Here is a 15,436-nt window from a genome sequence, read left to right as displayed (position 1 = left end):
TTATGTTTAAGATCTTTATTCGTAGGCCAGTGCTCTCAATTGTAGTATCACTGGTCATTGCCTTTATTGGCATACTATCACTTTCCAATCTACCTATCACGCAGTTTCCATCCATCTCTCCTCCAAAGGTCAATGTGATTGCTAACTATCCTGGTGCCAATAATGAGTTGCTGGTAAAGTCGGTCATCATTCCGTTGGAGCAAGCCTTGAATGGTATTCCTGGTATGAAATACATAGAAAGCGATGCTGGTAACGATGGCGAGGCAGAGCTAAACGTCGTGTTTAAGTTGGGTACTGACCCCAATGTCGATGCGGTAAATGTTCAGAACCGTGTGTCTTCTGCTACAAATAAATTGCCACCTGAAGTCATTCGAGAAGGTGTAAAGATATCACGTGAAGAGCCAAACATACTTATGTATATCAATCTTTACAGTGATGATCCTGAGGTTGATCAGAGCTTTCTGTACAACTACTTTGATATCAACATATCTCCAGAGTTGTTACGTGTAGATGGTGTTGGCGATTTGGATATTCTTGGTACGCGTAACTATGCTATGCGTGTGTGGTTACATCCAGACAAGATGGTAGCTTATGGATTGTCAACTGATGACGTCAGTGATGCACTTGAAGATCAGAATATAGAGGTGTCACCAGGAAAGTTAGGTGAGAGCGGAGGTATAAGACCACAGGTTAAAGAGTATGTTTTGAAATATCCAGGGCGTTATACCAGTGAAGAGGAATATAAGAATATCATCGTTAAAAGCGATAATAATGGAAATATCGTACGCTTAAAAGATATTGCCGACGTACATTTAGGAAGTGAAGTATATGATATCTACTCCACCTTCAATGGTCGTCCTTCAGCTGCTGTTACGTTGAAACAAGCGTATGGTAGTAATGCACGTAATGTCATCAGCAAGGTTAAGGATGCGATGTCGCATCTACAAAAAGACATGCCAAAGGGAATGCACTATGAAATCAGCTACGATGTGAGCAGATTCTTGGATGCAAGTATTGAGAAAGTAATACACACCCTGTTTGAAGCCTTCATCTTAGTGGCTATTGTGGTATTCATCTTCTTAGGCGATTGGCGTGCCTCAATTATTCCGATTATGGCTGTCCCGATATCATTATTGGGCAGTTTTATTGCGATGATGTTATTCAACATAACGCTCAACATGATTTCCCTCTTTGCCTTGGTTATGGCCATTGGTATTGTGGTGGATGATGCTATTGTCGTGATTGAAGCTGTAAATGTAGAAATCTCACGCAATAATCTTACGCCTATCGAAGCCACAGAAAAAGCCATGAAGGAAATCAGTGGTGCCATTATCGCCATCTCCTTGGTAATGGCGTCGGTCTTTATCCCTGTTGCGTTCATGGGTGGTCCAGAAGGTATGTTCTATCGTCAGTTCTCCATCACAATGGCATCAAGCATCCTTTTCTCTGGCTTTGTTGCACTGACTTTAACTCCAGCTTTGTGTGCGCTTATTCTGACAAAGGAACAAGAAAACAATGTGAAGTTGGGTATTGTAGGACGTGTTCTTAAGCGATTTAATGCGAAGTTTGATACTGGTCGTAGCAGATACGAACACATCATTGAACATACAGTAAAGAAGAAGGCGTTTACCATCATTCTGATTTTGGCATTCTGTGGTTTAGCTTATTGGATAAACCTTGGACTTCCATCTGGTTTCATTCCACAAGAAGACCAAGGAATGATTTATGCAGTGATAGAGACGCCTCCTAGTGCTACGATTGAACGCACGAATGCTGTGGCACAAAAGCTCCTTAAGATTGCCGAAAAAGAACAGGATGTAGAAAGTGTTTCGTCGTTAGCAGGCTTCGAAATCCTTTCTGAGGGTACGAGTGCTAACTCTGGAAGTTGCTTGATAAACCTCAAAGACTGGAAACATCGGAAACGAACAGCGAAAGAGATTATCAGCGACTTAGAACAGAAATGTAAGAGCATCACGCAAGCAAACATAGATTTCTTTGAGCCACCATCAATACCAGGTTATGGAGCCGCTAGTGGATTCGAACTTCGTTTGTTGGATAAAACGGGTAAAAACGATTATCACGAGATGGAACATGTGAGCAAAGCGTTTGTTGCAGAATTAAACAAACGTCCTGAAATAGGGAATGCCTTCACATTTTACTCAGCAAGCTTCCCACAATATATGCTTCATGTTGATGACAGCAAAGCTTTACAAAAAGGTGTCAAGCCGGGTAAAGCATTAAACAACCTATCCGTGTTGGTAGGTTCGGATTATCAGACAGGGTTTATTCGCTTTGGTAAACCTTACAAGGTGATTGTGCAGGCTGCTCCTCAATATCGTGACTTCCCCAACCATTTGTTGGCGTTATATAGTAAGAATGAGAGTGGAGAGATGGTGCCTTATTCTGACTTTATGTCGCTTTCAAAGACCTACGGTATGAGTGAGATTACTCGTCATAATCTTTATAACTCATCCGAGGTGACAGGTGCACAAGCTCCTGGATATTCAAGTGGACAAGCTTTGCAGGCCATTCAAGAGGTTGCGCAAAGCTCACTGCCGAAAGGGTATGATTATGATTGGGCGGGTATATCAAAAGATGAAGCAGAGCAAGGTAACACGGCGATTATCATATTCATCGTCTGTCTTGTCTTTGTCTATCTTATTCTGGCTGCACAATATGAGAATTTCCTCCTCCCATTGCCTGTAATCGTATTCCTCCCGGTGGGTATCTTTGGCGCCTTCCTCTTTTTGAAGGCTTGTAGCTTAGAGAACAATATCTATGCACAAATAGCGCTGGTGATGCTTATTGGTTTGTTAGGAAAGAATGCCGTCTTGATGGTGGAATATGCAGTTCAGCGTAAGAATGCCGGAGAAAGCATAGACCAAGCAGCTATTTCGGCTGCTGCTGCACGTTTCCGTCCTATCCTCATGACGAGTATTGCCTTCATTGCTGGTTTGATTCCATTGGTGTTTGCCTCTGGTGCTGGTGCTATTGGTAACCGAACAATTGGAACTGCTGCTGTCGGTGGTATGATTATCGGTACCTTAGGCGGATTGTTGCTAATCCCTGGTCTTTACTACATCTTTGCTGGAATGACTGACAAACTGGTACATTACCAGAAAGATAAGCCCTTGAGTGAAGAAAAAGATAAACGTTACACAAAGAAGAAAATAAACGAAAGAAAACATGATGATGAAGAATAAGGTAGGTTATATATTCACAATCTTAGTAACACTCTTATCCATCGTAGCCTGCAAGACACCGCAGGCTACGATACCAAAGGACACGCTTAAAGTTTCATTACCAGCGCTGTCTAAGGACAGTAGTGTTACGATATCTCCTGCATGGCGAGATTTCTTTCAGGACCCAATACTCCAAACGCTGATTGACACAGCCCTGCAGAATAATCAGAATCTCAAGATAACAGTGCAGGAACTGGCTATAGCAAGGAGTGCAATGACGGCTAAACAGGGTGCACTTCTTCCTTCTGTAACGGCAAATATCGGTGCGGGAGTCTCTAAGGTGGGGCGTTACACAGCTGAAGGTGCAGGTAATGTAGATACGGAGATAACTCCAGGACATAAAGTTCCAACAGTCATTCCAGACTTAGCGCCCACGCTACAATTTGACTGGACGATTGACTTATGGAATAAGCTCAATAGCAGCAAGAAAGCTGCTGTTGAGCGTTATCTAGCGTCAGAAGCCGGACAACGTGCCGTTAAGAGTCAGTTAGTGGCAGATGTTGCCGAGAACTATTATATTCTGTTGGCACTTGATTACAAGTTGTCAGTTATGCAAGAATATATCTCACTGCAGAAGAATGCCGTAAAGATTGCACGCATACAGAAAGAGGCTGATGCAGGTACGCAGTTGGCTGTTGAGCAGTTTGATGCCGAATTGGCAAAGGCACAGGCAGATGAGTATTTGCTGCGTCAATCTATTATCGAAACGGAAAATAATCTAAACCTGCTGTTAGGTAGATTTCCGCAAACCATACAACGCACGAAGGTTGACTTCTTGCAACTACCAATGCCTACAACCTCGCATTCCTTATCTACGCAACTTCTGTTGCAGCGTCCTGATGTTGTGCAAGCAGAACATGAACTTGCAGCAGCCAAATGGGATGTGGAGACAGCTCGTAAGGAGTTCTTACCTACGTTTAACCTCTCTGCTGCAATTGGCTTAAATGCCTTCAATCCTAAGTACTTGTTTAAGTTGCCACAGTCATTGGTGTTTAATGCTTTAGGTGGACTTACTGCTCCTCTAATCAACAAGAAAGCGATACAAGCTAACTTCGCACAGGCTGATGCCATGCAGGTAGAAGCTCTTTATAATTACGATAAGACATTGCTCACTGCTTTTATAGAAACGAGTACGTTGCAATCTAAAATTGCCAACATCAAATTACTGCAACAATATAAAGAGAAACAAAATGAGGCTTTGAAGAGAGCCTTCTCTGCTGCTCAACAACTATACCTTAATAATAGGGCAACTTATTTAGATGTTATTGATAGTGAGCGCGGACAGCTTGATTGCAAGATGGAACTCATTGATACGAAATCACAACAGCTTTCAACACTGATTGAAATCTATCGTGCATTCTTTTAAGTAATTGTCAGGCTCAGCACATGCATCTTTCTAAAGCACAAAAGGAACGTTTATCACGATAATATTTTGTTTGCCCCTTTCTTCTAACTTCCTTTGTTATTGACGCTTAGCGACGCTGAAGAACAACGTAGATGATGACAGGCGCGCCAATGAGTGGTGTGACAGCATTAAGCGGAATAATACCTGTTTCGCCTGGAAGAAAACAAATAAAATTACAAAGCAGAGCAATGGCAGCACCGCACAATACTGTTCCTGGAAGTAGAGTTTGATGATTCTCTGTACGGAATAAGAGACGAGCGATGTGTGGAATAGCCAAGCCAATAAACGAGATGGGACCACAGAAAGCGGTTGTGATTGCTGTCAAGAGTCCAACAATAACTAACAATATGTTACGAAGTTTACGTGTACTAATGCCTAAACTTTCTGCATACTGCGGTCCTAGAAGTAGGATATTCAAAGGTTTCACCAATAGGAAAGATGCCATAATTCCCATCAAACAGAGGATTGCAAAGAAGGGAATATGGTTTATCGATACACCTCCGAAGTTTCCCATTCCCCATATCATATAACTTTTTACTCCTTCGTCAGATGCAAAGAAATTAAGAAGTGAGACCGCAGAAGAGGATACATACCCCACCATGATACCAACGATTAACAATAAAATGCTGTTGCGTACTAAGGTTGAAAGGAACAAAATCAGTGCTGTCACTGCGATTGCACCAAGGAAAGCAGCTGTGAGAATGGCAAGAAAACCAGATACAGTGAACATTGTTGTAGATACAGTCCCACCTAATAATAACATCACCAAAGCTACACCAAGGCCTGCACCTGAACTGATACCAAACACATCTGGACCTGCCAAAGGATTACGAAAAGCCGTCTGAAGCATCAGACCACAAACGGATAACGATGCTCCACAAAGTAAGGCTGTGAGTGCTTGAGGAAATCGATTTTCTAAAATAATATATTGCCAACTCTCTTTACCTATAAACCGACCAAACAGAATATCTAATACATCAGCAAAAGGAATCTGGACCGAACCTGTGATAAGATTCAATCCAAAGAGAAGTAAGATACTTACTGCTAAACACGTAAAAAGAAGAATATTCCGTTTCATCATCATGTCTTATCTATGCTATCAATCTGCCAACTTCTGATAGTAACGTAATGGCGCTATATGTAAGTCGGGGTGGAAGAGTTGTATCAAGTCAGAGAGCAACCAGTCTGGACGCCAGCTCACCTCCTCAAAGTAAGGTTTTCTATCTACCTGACAGCCATAAATCTCCTTTGTTTGATAAGGTTTTAACTTTGCATAGCCTTTATATTCGGCTAACAGGAGTCTGCGATTAAACTTACCATTGTAACTCAAAACCCAGAAATCACTCTGTCCAAACTTATCCAATATCGTTTCAAATGGCATTGATAAGCTACCACTATGTTTATCACTTGCATAAGCATAACTTCCGTGAGCATCCTTATATAGCAATCCCACACTGCTTTCGCCACCTGGCAAATACCAAACAGACCCTACCATCCTGTCTGGTAGGATGCTACGTGTTATCTTACTCTTTTTTGCCTGCGCACTTAAAGTCTTATAATTCTTTTCAACAACAGCAAACAGAGAGTCGGCTACCTTCTCCTTCCCAAAGAGTAAACCATAGAACTTCATCCATTCAGCTCGTCCTAAAGCTGAACGTTCCATATAATCCGCACACTCAATTATCGGTATGCCAATCTGCTCCAAACGTCCGTAGCCACCACTATTCTCAAAAGGTGATAGGAAGATAGCATCAGCATCCAAGTCAATGATACGTTCAATATCGGGTTTCATTCCGTCTCCGCAATCAACAATTCCACCTTTCAACCGTGCACGCTTCTGAATATCTGGTATAATCATGTACTTCAAGTCCGCAACCCCAGCAATGGCTTTCTGTGCGTGAAGCATCTCTGTGAGGTTAGCATGTGCAGTCGTGAAGATCACACTCTTGTGAAGAGGGACAACAACCTTTGTACCATCATCAGGAACTTTTACGTTTGAGTTATGTTCAACCAGATAGTAAGTGTGCAGAACTTTACCCTCTTTCCATGGGTTTAAGAGGCGTACCACTACGTATTGCTTTGTGTGTTCTATCGTAATGTTTTGGGCATACTGCAGTTCTGATTTTGTTACTTTATTGTCATCAGCAGCAACCTTTCGAGTAGGGTTACCACAAGATAAAAACAATAAAAGGGAAAATGTAAAGACCAATAAATGTCGCATATTCGAGAATTTGTTATGCAAAAATACAAAAAAAGCAGAATTCTTTTGCCCGATAAGAATAATTTTTATAATTTAGCCCGCAATAAAATGTAATAACCTAAATTTATTTAACTAAACAACTAAAACCATGGCAGAAGAAAAATCTAATGCACTCAGTAGCCATATTGAGATGAAAAAAGTTTGGGAGCTTTTAGCCATCTTCGTGGTTACAACCATTGTTTGGAACCTTCCCACCAGTGCTTTTGGCATTGATGGGTTGACCGTAGTACAGCAACGCATCATTGCAATCTTTGTTTTTGCAACACTGGCGTGGCTAACAGAATGTATCCCAGCATGGGCAACCTCGCTGAGTATCATGGCCATCATGTGTGTCACTGTGTCCAAAAATGCTTTTGGGGTCTTTAAAAGTGACGGAATCGGTGATTTACTTGACTCTAAGGAAATCATGGCATCTTTTGCAGATCCAATTATTATGCTCTTCCTCGCGGGCTTTATCTTAGCGATTGCAGCATCGAAGTCGGGTCTTGACACGCTCTTAGCACGTAACCTTATCAAGCCTTTCGGAAACAAAAGTGAGAATGTGCTTTTAGGTTTCTTGCTCATTACAGGTCTCTTCTCCATGTTCATTTCAAATACTGCTACAGCAGCATTGATGCTTACTTTCCTTACTCCTGTCTTTGCAGCTCTGCCTGCGAATGGTAAAGGACGTATAGCTTTGACAATGTCAATCCCAGTAGCAGCCAACCTTGGCGGTATGGGAACACCTATCGGAACGCCTCCAAACCTTATCGCTCTAAAATATCTTAATGATCCAACAGGCTTGAATATGAATATCGATTTCATGCACTGGATGGCATTCATGACACCACTTGTAATCATCTTATTGTTGTTGTCTTGGAGAATTATCCTTTACTTCTTCCCATTCACACAGAAGACTATTCATCTGAATATTGATGGTGAGGTACATCGTGGCTGGCGTATGTGGGTCGTAATTATTACCTTTATTGTCACCATTCTCTTGTGGGTAATACCTAAGGATGTTACGGGTATTGATACCAATACGGTTTCTATGATACCAATGGCAGTCTTTGCTATCACGGGTGTTATCACGGCAAAAGATATGCAGGAGATTAACTGGAGTGTCATCTGGATGGTAGCAGGAGGTTTTGCTATCGGTCTAGGTATGAATGGTTCTGGATTGGCAGATGCTGCCATCGAGAGTATCCCATTCGGCGAATGGAGTCCTATTATTATCCTTGCTATCTCTGGATTGATTTGCTACTTCCTCTCCAACTTTATTTCAAACACAGCTACAGCAGCTTTGTTGGTACCTATCCTTGCGGTAGTATGTCGCGGTATGGGTGACAAGCTTGATGGCATTGGTGGTACAAGCACGGTGCTTATCGGTATTGCTATTGCTGCTTCTACAGCAATGTGTCTTCCTATTTCTACACCACCGAATGCGATTGCTTATTCAACAGGTCTTATTAAGCAAAATGACATGCTAAAGGTGGGTCTGACTAGCGGTATTGTTTCCCTCATATTGGGTTACCTCCTGCTTTATGTCATTGGACAGGTAAATTTCCTCGGATAAGGAGAAACAGATATCAATATAAACTTTAAATGAAAAGGGGCACCATCAGTCTGTGCCCCTTTATCATGTACCCAAGTTAGGAATATTATTTATCAACAAACTAATTGACAAGAAGATGATTATAGCAGATTTAACAGCATGCCAGCGCTACTATAGCTTACATCCAAGAATGAAGGAGATGTTGGAATATATCCTCCAACATGATTTCAGCCGTCAAGCGTCAGGACGTATTCAGCTTGATGGAGACGACCTTTTCATTAATTTGGATGAGGTAGAGTTAAAGGCAAAAGAGGAACAACGTTTAGAGTTCCATAAGAATTATATTGATGTTCAAGTCCCTTTGCTCCAAGCTGAAACTATGGGTTGGACTGCTTTATCTGACTTGAACGCTCCGGATATTGCCTACGATTCAGACCGGGATTGTGGTTTTTATACGCAAGCAGCAAAAGAGTACTTCTGTGTCAATCCTGGAAAATTCACCATCTTCTTCCCTGAAGATGCCCATGCTCCTATCATCGGTAAAGGGAAACAAAGGAAGCTGGTTGGAAAGATTAGGATATAACCATCACACTCTTCCAAACTTTGGATGAACACAAGTTCTAAAAGATAAAAGAATTTATCGCATGAAACACAAGCATGGTTTTGATTTAAGTGGTTCTATAACGAATCGTGTGGCTTGTGTGTTAATATTCCGCACGTGTGGTGCGGGTGCTTAGCACATGTGGTGCGGATGGTATGCACTAATGGTGCGGATGGTATGCACCATATGTGTGAAGGGTTAACACCATTGCTGTATATGGAAGGGTAGGGATTTCATGTGAGTTAAGCGTACTAAAACTAAGGTCAATTTGGGGTTTTGTTCATGCATCTTGCTGAAATATAATAAGTTAAGTGCCTGTTATAAGTGACAGAAGTGGCAGGAACTAAGATTTATGAGTGATCTGGTAAAACGAATTTGACTAATTGTTATACACTTCTCCTCTTTCAAAATATGAAGTGATAATCGTAAGTCTCCCAATATCATTTAAAATCTCCGTTCGCTCCTTGCGCCATATAATTGGTACAGATGTTTTCTGGTTCTTTACCAATATAAAAGTAATTGACCTTCAATGTATTTCATTGAAGGTCAATTCTTTTTCTTATCCTTTAGTCGGATAAGGACGTTTACTAACTTTAATTGTATAATGTCTCTCCTGTATCCTCATCCTTGCAACGAGCAGCCTCTCTGGTTCTCGCTCTTCGGTGGGGTGTGAGAGTATTGTTTCCTTAGAAGTGTATGCTGAAGTCCACACCCATCTGGAATGGGTTACCCAGCTGAGCAAAGGTGTAGCGTGTACCAGTTGCAGCACTCTGGACGGCAAAGCTATTGTATTTTGTATCCGTCAGGTTACGTACCCACAGATTGACATTCAATGGACCAAAGTCGGCATCAGCGTGAGCACCAAGGACAGCATAGAAGTTCTGACCGAATGAGTTCTGCTCATCCCAAAACGTCTTACCCTGTGCAGAGAGATTCATTCCGACTGTGACACTACGAAGATGGAAACGATGTGATGGGTCAAGCAAAGCTGCTGGGTCAATGTCAATACGATAATCAGCGTTGGCACCCAGTGTATGCTGTGGAACGAAAGGAACACGCTTGTCCTTATAATCAACTATGCCACCTCCTGCAACAGAATCTTTATATTCATCAAACTGAGCGCTTGTAAATCCATAGCTGAGCCCATAAGTCAGCTTGTTATCTAATGCACCACCACGGAGCGTTGCCTCCAAACCACAGGAGTGACTGCGACCAGCATTCGTCATCACTCGACCGAAGCCATAGTTACCAGCCATCACAGAGAGTTGCTGATTACGAATCTGCATATAGTAAGCTGCAAGGTCAAGGTGCAATTGGTTGTTCAGAAGGTTAAGATGCGCTCCCACCTCATAGTTCCAGCTAGTCTCTGGCTTATATTCTATCGTCTTTGCAATACGCTCATAGTAAGCCTCGTCATGCGTAAGGTCAACATCAGCACGTGCCTTATTTGCCGCCTGTGAGGTCTCAGCTTGAAGTACATCAGAGAACATCTCAAAATTGTAACCACCAGCACGATAGCCCTTTGACCATGTTGCATAAACATTACTACCATCCTGAAGGCGATAGGTCAAGCCAATCTTTGGAAGTAATTGCTTAAAGCTGTCATGTTCTTTATGATTCAAAGAAGAAGTGATTACAGGATTGATAGTTATGCCCATCACGCTCTCTTGTAAGGCTACCCGCGCTGAAGTTGCGTAATCGATGCTCACGTGCGAGTAATCATAGCGCAAACCTAAGGTTGCCATAAGACGATCAGAGAGTTCTATATTACTCTCATGATAAACGCCAAGGTTGAGGGTTGGCGTACGGAAGACGCCTGGCATTGGATCCATTGCCATATTTATATTTACGCCACCTGCCCCTGCAATCATCGCTGCTACACTTGCACGTGCCGTCTTGTTAGCAAGCTCCTCTGACATTCCATTTGCAATCATTCTTTGTGCCATACTTCTTGCCATAGCGTTGAGCATACCATTATAGGCATAATCTGTAATCTTCTTAGAGAGATAACGATTCATTTCCTGATCGAAATAGACTGGCGCAGTTGTCTTCAACCACTGATAAGAGCCAAACGCACCGAAGGTCCAATGCCATTTGTTTTGATTATGACTTTTGATGGATAATTCTTCTGTCAGCGTATTCCCATGCTGACGTTGTGTGAGGTGCATGAAGTCTTGCGGACGATAGTCGATATCCATTAACATATAGTCGCGAAGCATCTGCCATGTGGTCATCGAGTTGATGTCGAAGCCGTTTCCTGCATATCTAATACCCATTCCAGTATTAATAATATTACGGCGGTAATTACCCTGACGATTCTGGTTAGGCAATTGCGTTCCTGCCTTCAAACCATAAAGGGGTGAAGTGATGGTAGCAGAAGAAACCTCATCATCAGTTACTACTTGTCCATAAGGGAAACCATTCTGACGAGTATATTGATAATCGGCAATGAAATCAAAGTTTAACTTCTCTGTTGGACGCCACAGGAAACGTCCCTTTGCACCAAACTCATTGATTAGATCAGCATGTTCACCATTAAACTGATTACGGAAGAATCCATTTTGTCCGCCATAGAAGCCTGCTAACGAATAAGCCATCTTATCGTTGAGTTTCGCATAATGACTAGCCTCTATCTGCCGATGTAACTTCGTACCGATGGAAAGCTTTACGTCTGTTCCCTGATACAGGAAAGGATTATGACTATAAAGACGAATCAAACCACCTTCGGTATTCATACCATAGAGTGTTCCTTGTGGACCATGCAACACATCAACACGCTCGACATCATACATGTGAAAATTGAAGGCACTCTTGCTTAAGATTGGCATACCATCAACATAAACGCCTACGGCTGGAGAATAGACACGTGAACCAATTCCACGTATATATATAGAAGAGGTGTAACGACTTCCATAAGCTGGCATTGAGAATGAGGGAACAAACGTTGACAGATGACGAACATCCTCAACATTGAGTCCTTGTAGAAGTTCGGTACTGAACGACGTACTACTCAATGGCTGCTGTCGCAAACGAAAGGCCTCTTTCGGTTGGTCAACAACTACGACTTCATCAATATCATACACTCGGGAGGTGTCGCCTTTCTCAATAATATTATTGGCTTGCAACCCTATAGGCAATGTCGATGCCACTAAAAGGGAAATACCTAACTTAGACTTAATCATCATATAATCTTGTTTTATGTTTTTGCTATTTGTTAACGTTGGCAAAGGTATGAAGAAAAAGTATAATACACAATCCTAATTTATTAGGAATATCGTTGGAGAGTTAACGAGTTGACGGGTTGACAAGTTGACAAGGTAATTGTTAGCGAGATAGTGAGTTAATAAGTTAGATATTGAATTTCTGTAAAGGTAATTCGCAACGGTAAAGCTATGGATAGGTGAATCTTGCGTCAAGTGTAGTGGTGAGATATTCTTAAATAAGGTGACAATTTTTCTATATGGTTGCCGTCACCGAGGTAAACATAAAATAATGTAAGCGCAAAATCCCTTTACTGATAGTGCAAGTCCTAAACCGGAGTGCAAAAAAAAGTAGAGGAAATCTTTGGATAATCAGTTGGAAAATAGTAACTTTGCATGCGTTTAGCAAATTTAGACACTTTAAAATAGTTGAATGAAGAATGACAAAATGAAAATGAAGTACCGCGTGAACGAGCAGATTCGCGTTAGGGAAGTGCGTGTGGTAAGCGATGATGGAGCTGAGGTGATGCCTACTCGTAAGGCGTTGGAATTGGCTCAAAAAGAAGGAGTTGACCTTGTGGAGATTTCTCCTAATGCGCAGCCGCCCGTTTGTCGTATCATCGACTATTCTAAGTTCCTTTACCAGCAGAAGAAACATCAGAAAGAGATGAAGCAGAAGCAGGTAAAGCAGGAGGTGAAAGAAATTCGTTTCGGTCCTCAAACAGATGAGCACGACTATAAGTTTAAGCTTAAGCATGCAGAGGAATTCCTCAATGCAGGTAATAAGGTCCGTGCCTATGTGTTCTTCCGTGGTCGCTCAATTCTGTTCAAAGAACAGGGAGAGGTGTTGCTGTTGCGTTTTGCAAATGACCTTGAAGAGTTGGCAAAGGTTGAACAGTTACCAAAGCTCGAGGGCAAAAAGATGTTTCTTTATCTTGCTCCTAAGAAGGCGGGTGTTGCTAAGAAGAGTCAGCAAAAGCGTGATCGTGAGGAGGCTGAGGCTGGCGCAAAGGCTGCAGCTGAGGCTGCAAACGAGGAGACAAAGGCTGATGGTGGATTATTCGCCAATGCTAAGAATGGTGCAGACGCACTGAAAAAGTTGAATATTGACTAACGCTCGTTGAACGTTTTCTCTTTACTGAGAGGAAAGTAAATGAGCAACCTGTGCGTAACGTCCTGGTATATACGTTGCCACAGATGAATATAAATAACAATTTTAAATTTTACAAAAATGCCAAAACAGAAGACAAATTCCGGCGCAAAGAAGAGATTCACGTTCACCGGTACTGGTAAGATTAAACGTCATCACGCTTACCACAGTCACATTCTGACTAAGAAGACAAAGAAACAGAAGAGAAATCTTGTTCACCAGACGCTCGTGGATGGTACAAACTTGAAGCAGGTACGCGACTTGCTCAATCTCCGTTAATTCATTAGTCAAACAAATTAAAAGGAAAGAAAAACTATGCCAAGATCAGTCAATCATGTTGCTTCTAAAGCAAAGAGAACAAGAATTCTGAAGCAGACTAAGGGTTACTATGGTGCCCGCAAGAATGTCTGGACGGTAGCAAAGAACACCTATGAGAAGGGTTTGACTTATGCTTATCGTGACCGTCGTAACAAAAAGCGTAACTTCCGCGCATTGTGGATTCAGCGTATCAACGCTGCTGCTCGTCTTTATGATATGAGCTACAGTCAGTTGATGGGTGCATTGCACAAGGCTGGTATCGAGATTAACCGTAAGGTGCTCGCTGACCTCGCTGTTAACAATCAGGAAGCTTTCAAGGCTATTGTTGACAAGGTAAAGTAAATTAATGACGCTCACATCGTGAGCACTCGTTATAACGGAATAGAGCTGTCGCCCGGATGGGTGGCAGCTTTTTTAATGTAGGCCACGAACAGGCATCAATTGGTCAGCCAACAGGCCTATTAATTGGTCAACCAACTGGCCCCTCCCCCTTACTCCTTCCCCGTAGGGAGGGGAGGAAAATGAGAGATACCCCTTGTTGTAAAGGATAGGTAAATGTGTAGGCGGGTTAAGAAATTGCTTACAGACTAGATAATTCCAAGCAAAGTAAGATAATAACTTTTTTAATCTACAATCATAATCCACAACCTATAACTCCTAATTCACAACTCATAATCTGTAATTCATGATTTCTAATCCACTTTTCATATTCTTGGTTATGAAGAGTGTAAAGAGAAAAACATCATGAAATGTGTTGGGTTATCAGAATAATCTATTACTTTTGTATGTATAAATGTTTATACGCTTATTACAGCTCTAATATCTGGTAGGAAGTTTTCGCTAATTTTGATAAAGGATTAGAGCTTGTAGAATTTAATGTGAATAGAACCATTATGGCTAGTAAGAGATTGTTTTGCAGTGTTTTTGGGATTCTCTTTCTTTCTTTCGGAGGTGGACAGCTAGTATTTGCACTAGATACGCCAATAAATGACACCTCACGTCACTTGTCTGTAAGTGATTCTCTGATATCGAATGATTTCGGTATGAAGATTGAAAAGCAGAACGTAGGTCCTTCCCATGCGGGTAATACATGCCTTGTGGAAAAATACTTCCGTAATGGTGCATCTCGACAAACTATACTGAGTATTTCTAAAGGAAGCCGACCAGATCCTGCTACTTATCTGAAGAGAAGATGTATTCGAAGACATTTAAAGGATTTCAAGGCAGGTGCATCATGTATTATAACAAAAGAAGCATTTGATCGTCATGATGGTGATTCACTTGGGAAAGCTGATAATAGTCAGTTTGTTATGACCAAATCAGAGATGGATAGTGTCTTAATAAAGAGCCATGGTAATTTAATACGGATAGAGAATGAACTGGGTATTCCTGTGAACACATGGAAGAATAAGATCTTAATAAGAATAGACATTCTTAAACCCAAGCGATTAAGGTTAAGGATGCCTTCGGGAAACGAAGCAGGTGTGAATGAATTATGGCTTCCGGGTGGTTATCTTCCAACAGGTTATAAAGAAGCTGTGGTTGACAGAATACCGAAAGGGAGTTACACGGCAACTGTTATTGAAATTCTTCAATGATGATGTCTGTATATTTACACATCATAGAATGGTTCCAATATTTCTGTATTATTTTACTGTCCAGATAGTAGATTTTATATATTATTTGTAAAGTCAAGTTTGGACGCTCATTATAAGTAGGTATTTAT

General features: G+C 41.6%; 11 protein-coding genes. 8 read left to right on the top strand and 3 right to left on the bottom strand.

The annotated features are described in order from the left end of the window. Positions 1-2 precede the first annotated feature (2 nt). Together J4856_RS03305 and J4856_RS03300 are read left to right on the top strand one after the other, a co-directional pair. Positions 3-3,203: an efflux RND transporter permease subunit gene (locus J4856_RS03305; protein WP_025836619.1), complete on the top strand. Its 3,201-nt coding sequence runs from the start codon at positions 3-5 to the stop codon at positions 3,201-3,203. After that, positions 3,187-4,608 (top strand): TolC family protein, encoded by a 1,422-nt coding sequence (locus J4856_RS03300; protein ID WP_025836617.1) that lies wholly within the window; start codon positions 3,187-3,189, stop codon positions 4,606-4,608. The genes J4856_RS03305 and J4856_RS03300 overlap by 17 nt, the downstream gene beginning before the upstream one ends. A 106-nt stretch (positions 4,609-4,714) precedes the next feature. Here J4856_RS03300 and J4856_RS03295 read toward each other — a convergent pair whose 3' ends face one another. Both J4856_RS03295 and J4856_RS03290 read right to left on the bottom strand, forming a co-directional pair. Then, entirely contained in the window at positions 4,715-5,725 is a 1,011-nt protein-coding gene (locus J4856_RS03295; protein WP_025836615.1) for an iron ABC transporter permease, read from the bottom strand. A 21-nt stretch (positions 5,726-5,746) separates the two neighbouring features. Continuing rightward, a complete protein-coding gene (locus tag J4856_RS03290; protein WP_025836613.1) occupies positions 5,747-6,868 on the bottom strand; it encodes an ABC transporter substrate-binding protein in 1,122 nt (373 codons plus the stop codon). A 127-nt stretch (positions 6,869-6,995) separates the two neighbouring features. On the opposite strand from J4856_RS03290, the gene J4856_RS03285 reads away from it, so the two are divergent. Both J4856_RS03285 and J4856_RS03280 read left to right on the top strand, forming a co-directional pair. Further along, positions 6,996-8,462 (top strand): SLC13 family permease, encoded by a 1,467-nt coding sequence (locus J4856_RS03285; protein ID WP_065367899.1) that lies wholly within the window; start codon positions 6,996-6,998, stop codon positions 8,460-8,462. A gap of 115 nt (positions 8,463-8,577) precedes the next feature. Then, positions 8,578-9,024 (top strand): NanQ anomerase/TabA/YiaL family protein, encoded by a 447-nt coding sequence (locus tag J4856_RS03280; RefSeq protein ID WP_025836612.1) that lies wholly within the window; start codon positions 8,578-8,580, stop codon positions 9,022-9,024. Between the two features lie 704 nt (positions 9,025-9,728). Here the strand turns inward: J4856_RS03280 and J4856_RS03275 are convergent. After that, positions 9,729-12,224 (bottom strand): TonB-dependent receptor, encoded by a 2,496-nt coding sequence (locus J4856_RS03275; protein WP_065368066.1) that lies wholly within the window; start codon positions 12,222-12,224, stop codon positions 9,729-9,731. 451 nt (positions 12,225-12,675) lie between these two features. Here J4856_RS03275 and infC point away from each other — a divergent pair, with 451 nt between their 5' ends. The 4 genes from infC (at position 12,676) to J4856_RS03255 (ending at position 15,308) form a co-directional block, all read left to right on the top strand. Then, positions 12,676-13,356 (top strand): translation initiation factor IF-3, encoded by a 681-nt coding sequence (gene infC, locus J4856_RS03270; RefSeq protein WP_025836609.1) that lies wholly within the window; start codon positions 12,676-12,678, stop codon positions 13,354-13,356. 117 nt (positions 13,357-13,473) lie between these two features. Further along, complete coding sequence (gene rpmI, locus J4856_RS03265; RefSeq protein ID WP_004360280.1) at positions 13,474-13,671, top strand: 50S ribosomal protein L35; 198 nt, start codon at positions 13,474-13,476, stop codon at positions 13,669-13,671. Between the two features lie 36 nt (positions 13,672-13,707). Next, positions 13,708-14,052, top strand: coding sequence for a 50S ribosomal protein L20 (rplT, locus tag J4856_RS03260; protein WP_004383393.1), 345 nt, complete (start codon positions 13,708-13,710; stop codon positions 14,050-14,052). 551 nt (positions 14,053-14,603) lie between these two features. Further along, positions 14,604-15,308: a hypothetical protein gene (locus J4856_RS03255; RefSeq protein ID WP_025836607.1), complete on the top strand. Its 705-nt coding sequence runs from the start codon at positions 14,604-14,606 to the stop codon at positions 15,306-15,308. Positions 15,309-15,436 lie beyond the last annotated feature (128 nt).

Source organism: Prevotella scopos JCM 17725, assembly GCF_018127785.1.
Taxonomy (GTDB): domain Bacteria; phylum Bacteroidota; class Bacteroidia; order Bacteroidales; family Bacteroidaceae; genus Prevotella; species Prevotella scopos.
This window is presented reverse-complemented; position numbering and strand designations above follow the sequence as displayed.

What these genes read in the sequence shown, in the direction of transcription:
- J4856_RS03305 (WP_025836619.1), top strand. Translation starts at nt 3, where the DNA reads ATGTTTAAGATCTTTATTCGTAGGCCAGTGCTCTCAATTGTAGTATCA.
- J4856_RS03300 (WP_025836617.1), top strand. Translation starts at nt 3,187, where the DNA reads ATGATGATGAAGAATAAGGTAGGTTATATATTCACAATCTTAGTAACA.
- J4856_RS03295 (WP_025836615.1), bottom strand. Translation starts at nt 5,725, where the DNA reads ATGAAACGGAATATTCTTCTTTTTACGTGTTTAGCAGTAAGTATCTTA.
- J4856_RS03290 (WP_025836613.1), bottom strand. Translation starts at nt 6,868, where the DNA reads ATGCGACATTTATTGGTCTTTACATTTTCCCTTTTATTGTTTTTATCT.
- J4856_RS03285 (WP_065367899.1), top strand. Translation starts at nt 6,996, where the DNA reads ATGGCAGAAGAAAAATCTAATGCACTCAGTAGCCATATTGAGATGAAA.
- J4856_RS03280 (WP_025836612.1), top strand. Translation starts at nt 8,578, where the DNA reads ATGATTATAGCAGATTTAACAGCATGCCAGCGCTACTATAGCTTACAT.
- J4856_RS03275 (WP_065368066.1), bottom strand. Translation starts at nt 12,224, where the DNA reads ATGATTAAGTCTAAGTTAGGTATTTCCCTTTTAGTGGCATCGACATTG.
- infC (WP_025836609.1), top strand. Translation starts at nt 12,676, where the DNA reads ATGAAGAATGACAAAATGAAAATGAAGTACCGCGTGAACGAGCAGATT.
- rpmI (WP_004360280.1), top strand. Translation starts at nt 13,474, where the DNA reads ATGCCAAAACAGAAGACAAATTCCGGCGCAAAGAAGAGATTCACGTTC.
- rplT (WP_004383393.1), top strand. Translation starts at nt 13,708, where the DNA reads ATGCCAAGATCAGTCAATCATGTTGCTTCTAAAGCAAAGAGAACAAGA.
- J4856_RS03255 (WP_025836607.1), top strand. Translation starts at nt 14,604, where the DNA reads ATGGCTAGTAAGAGATTGTTTTGCAGTGTTTTTGGGATTCTCTTTCTT.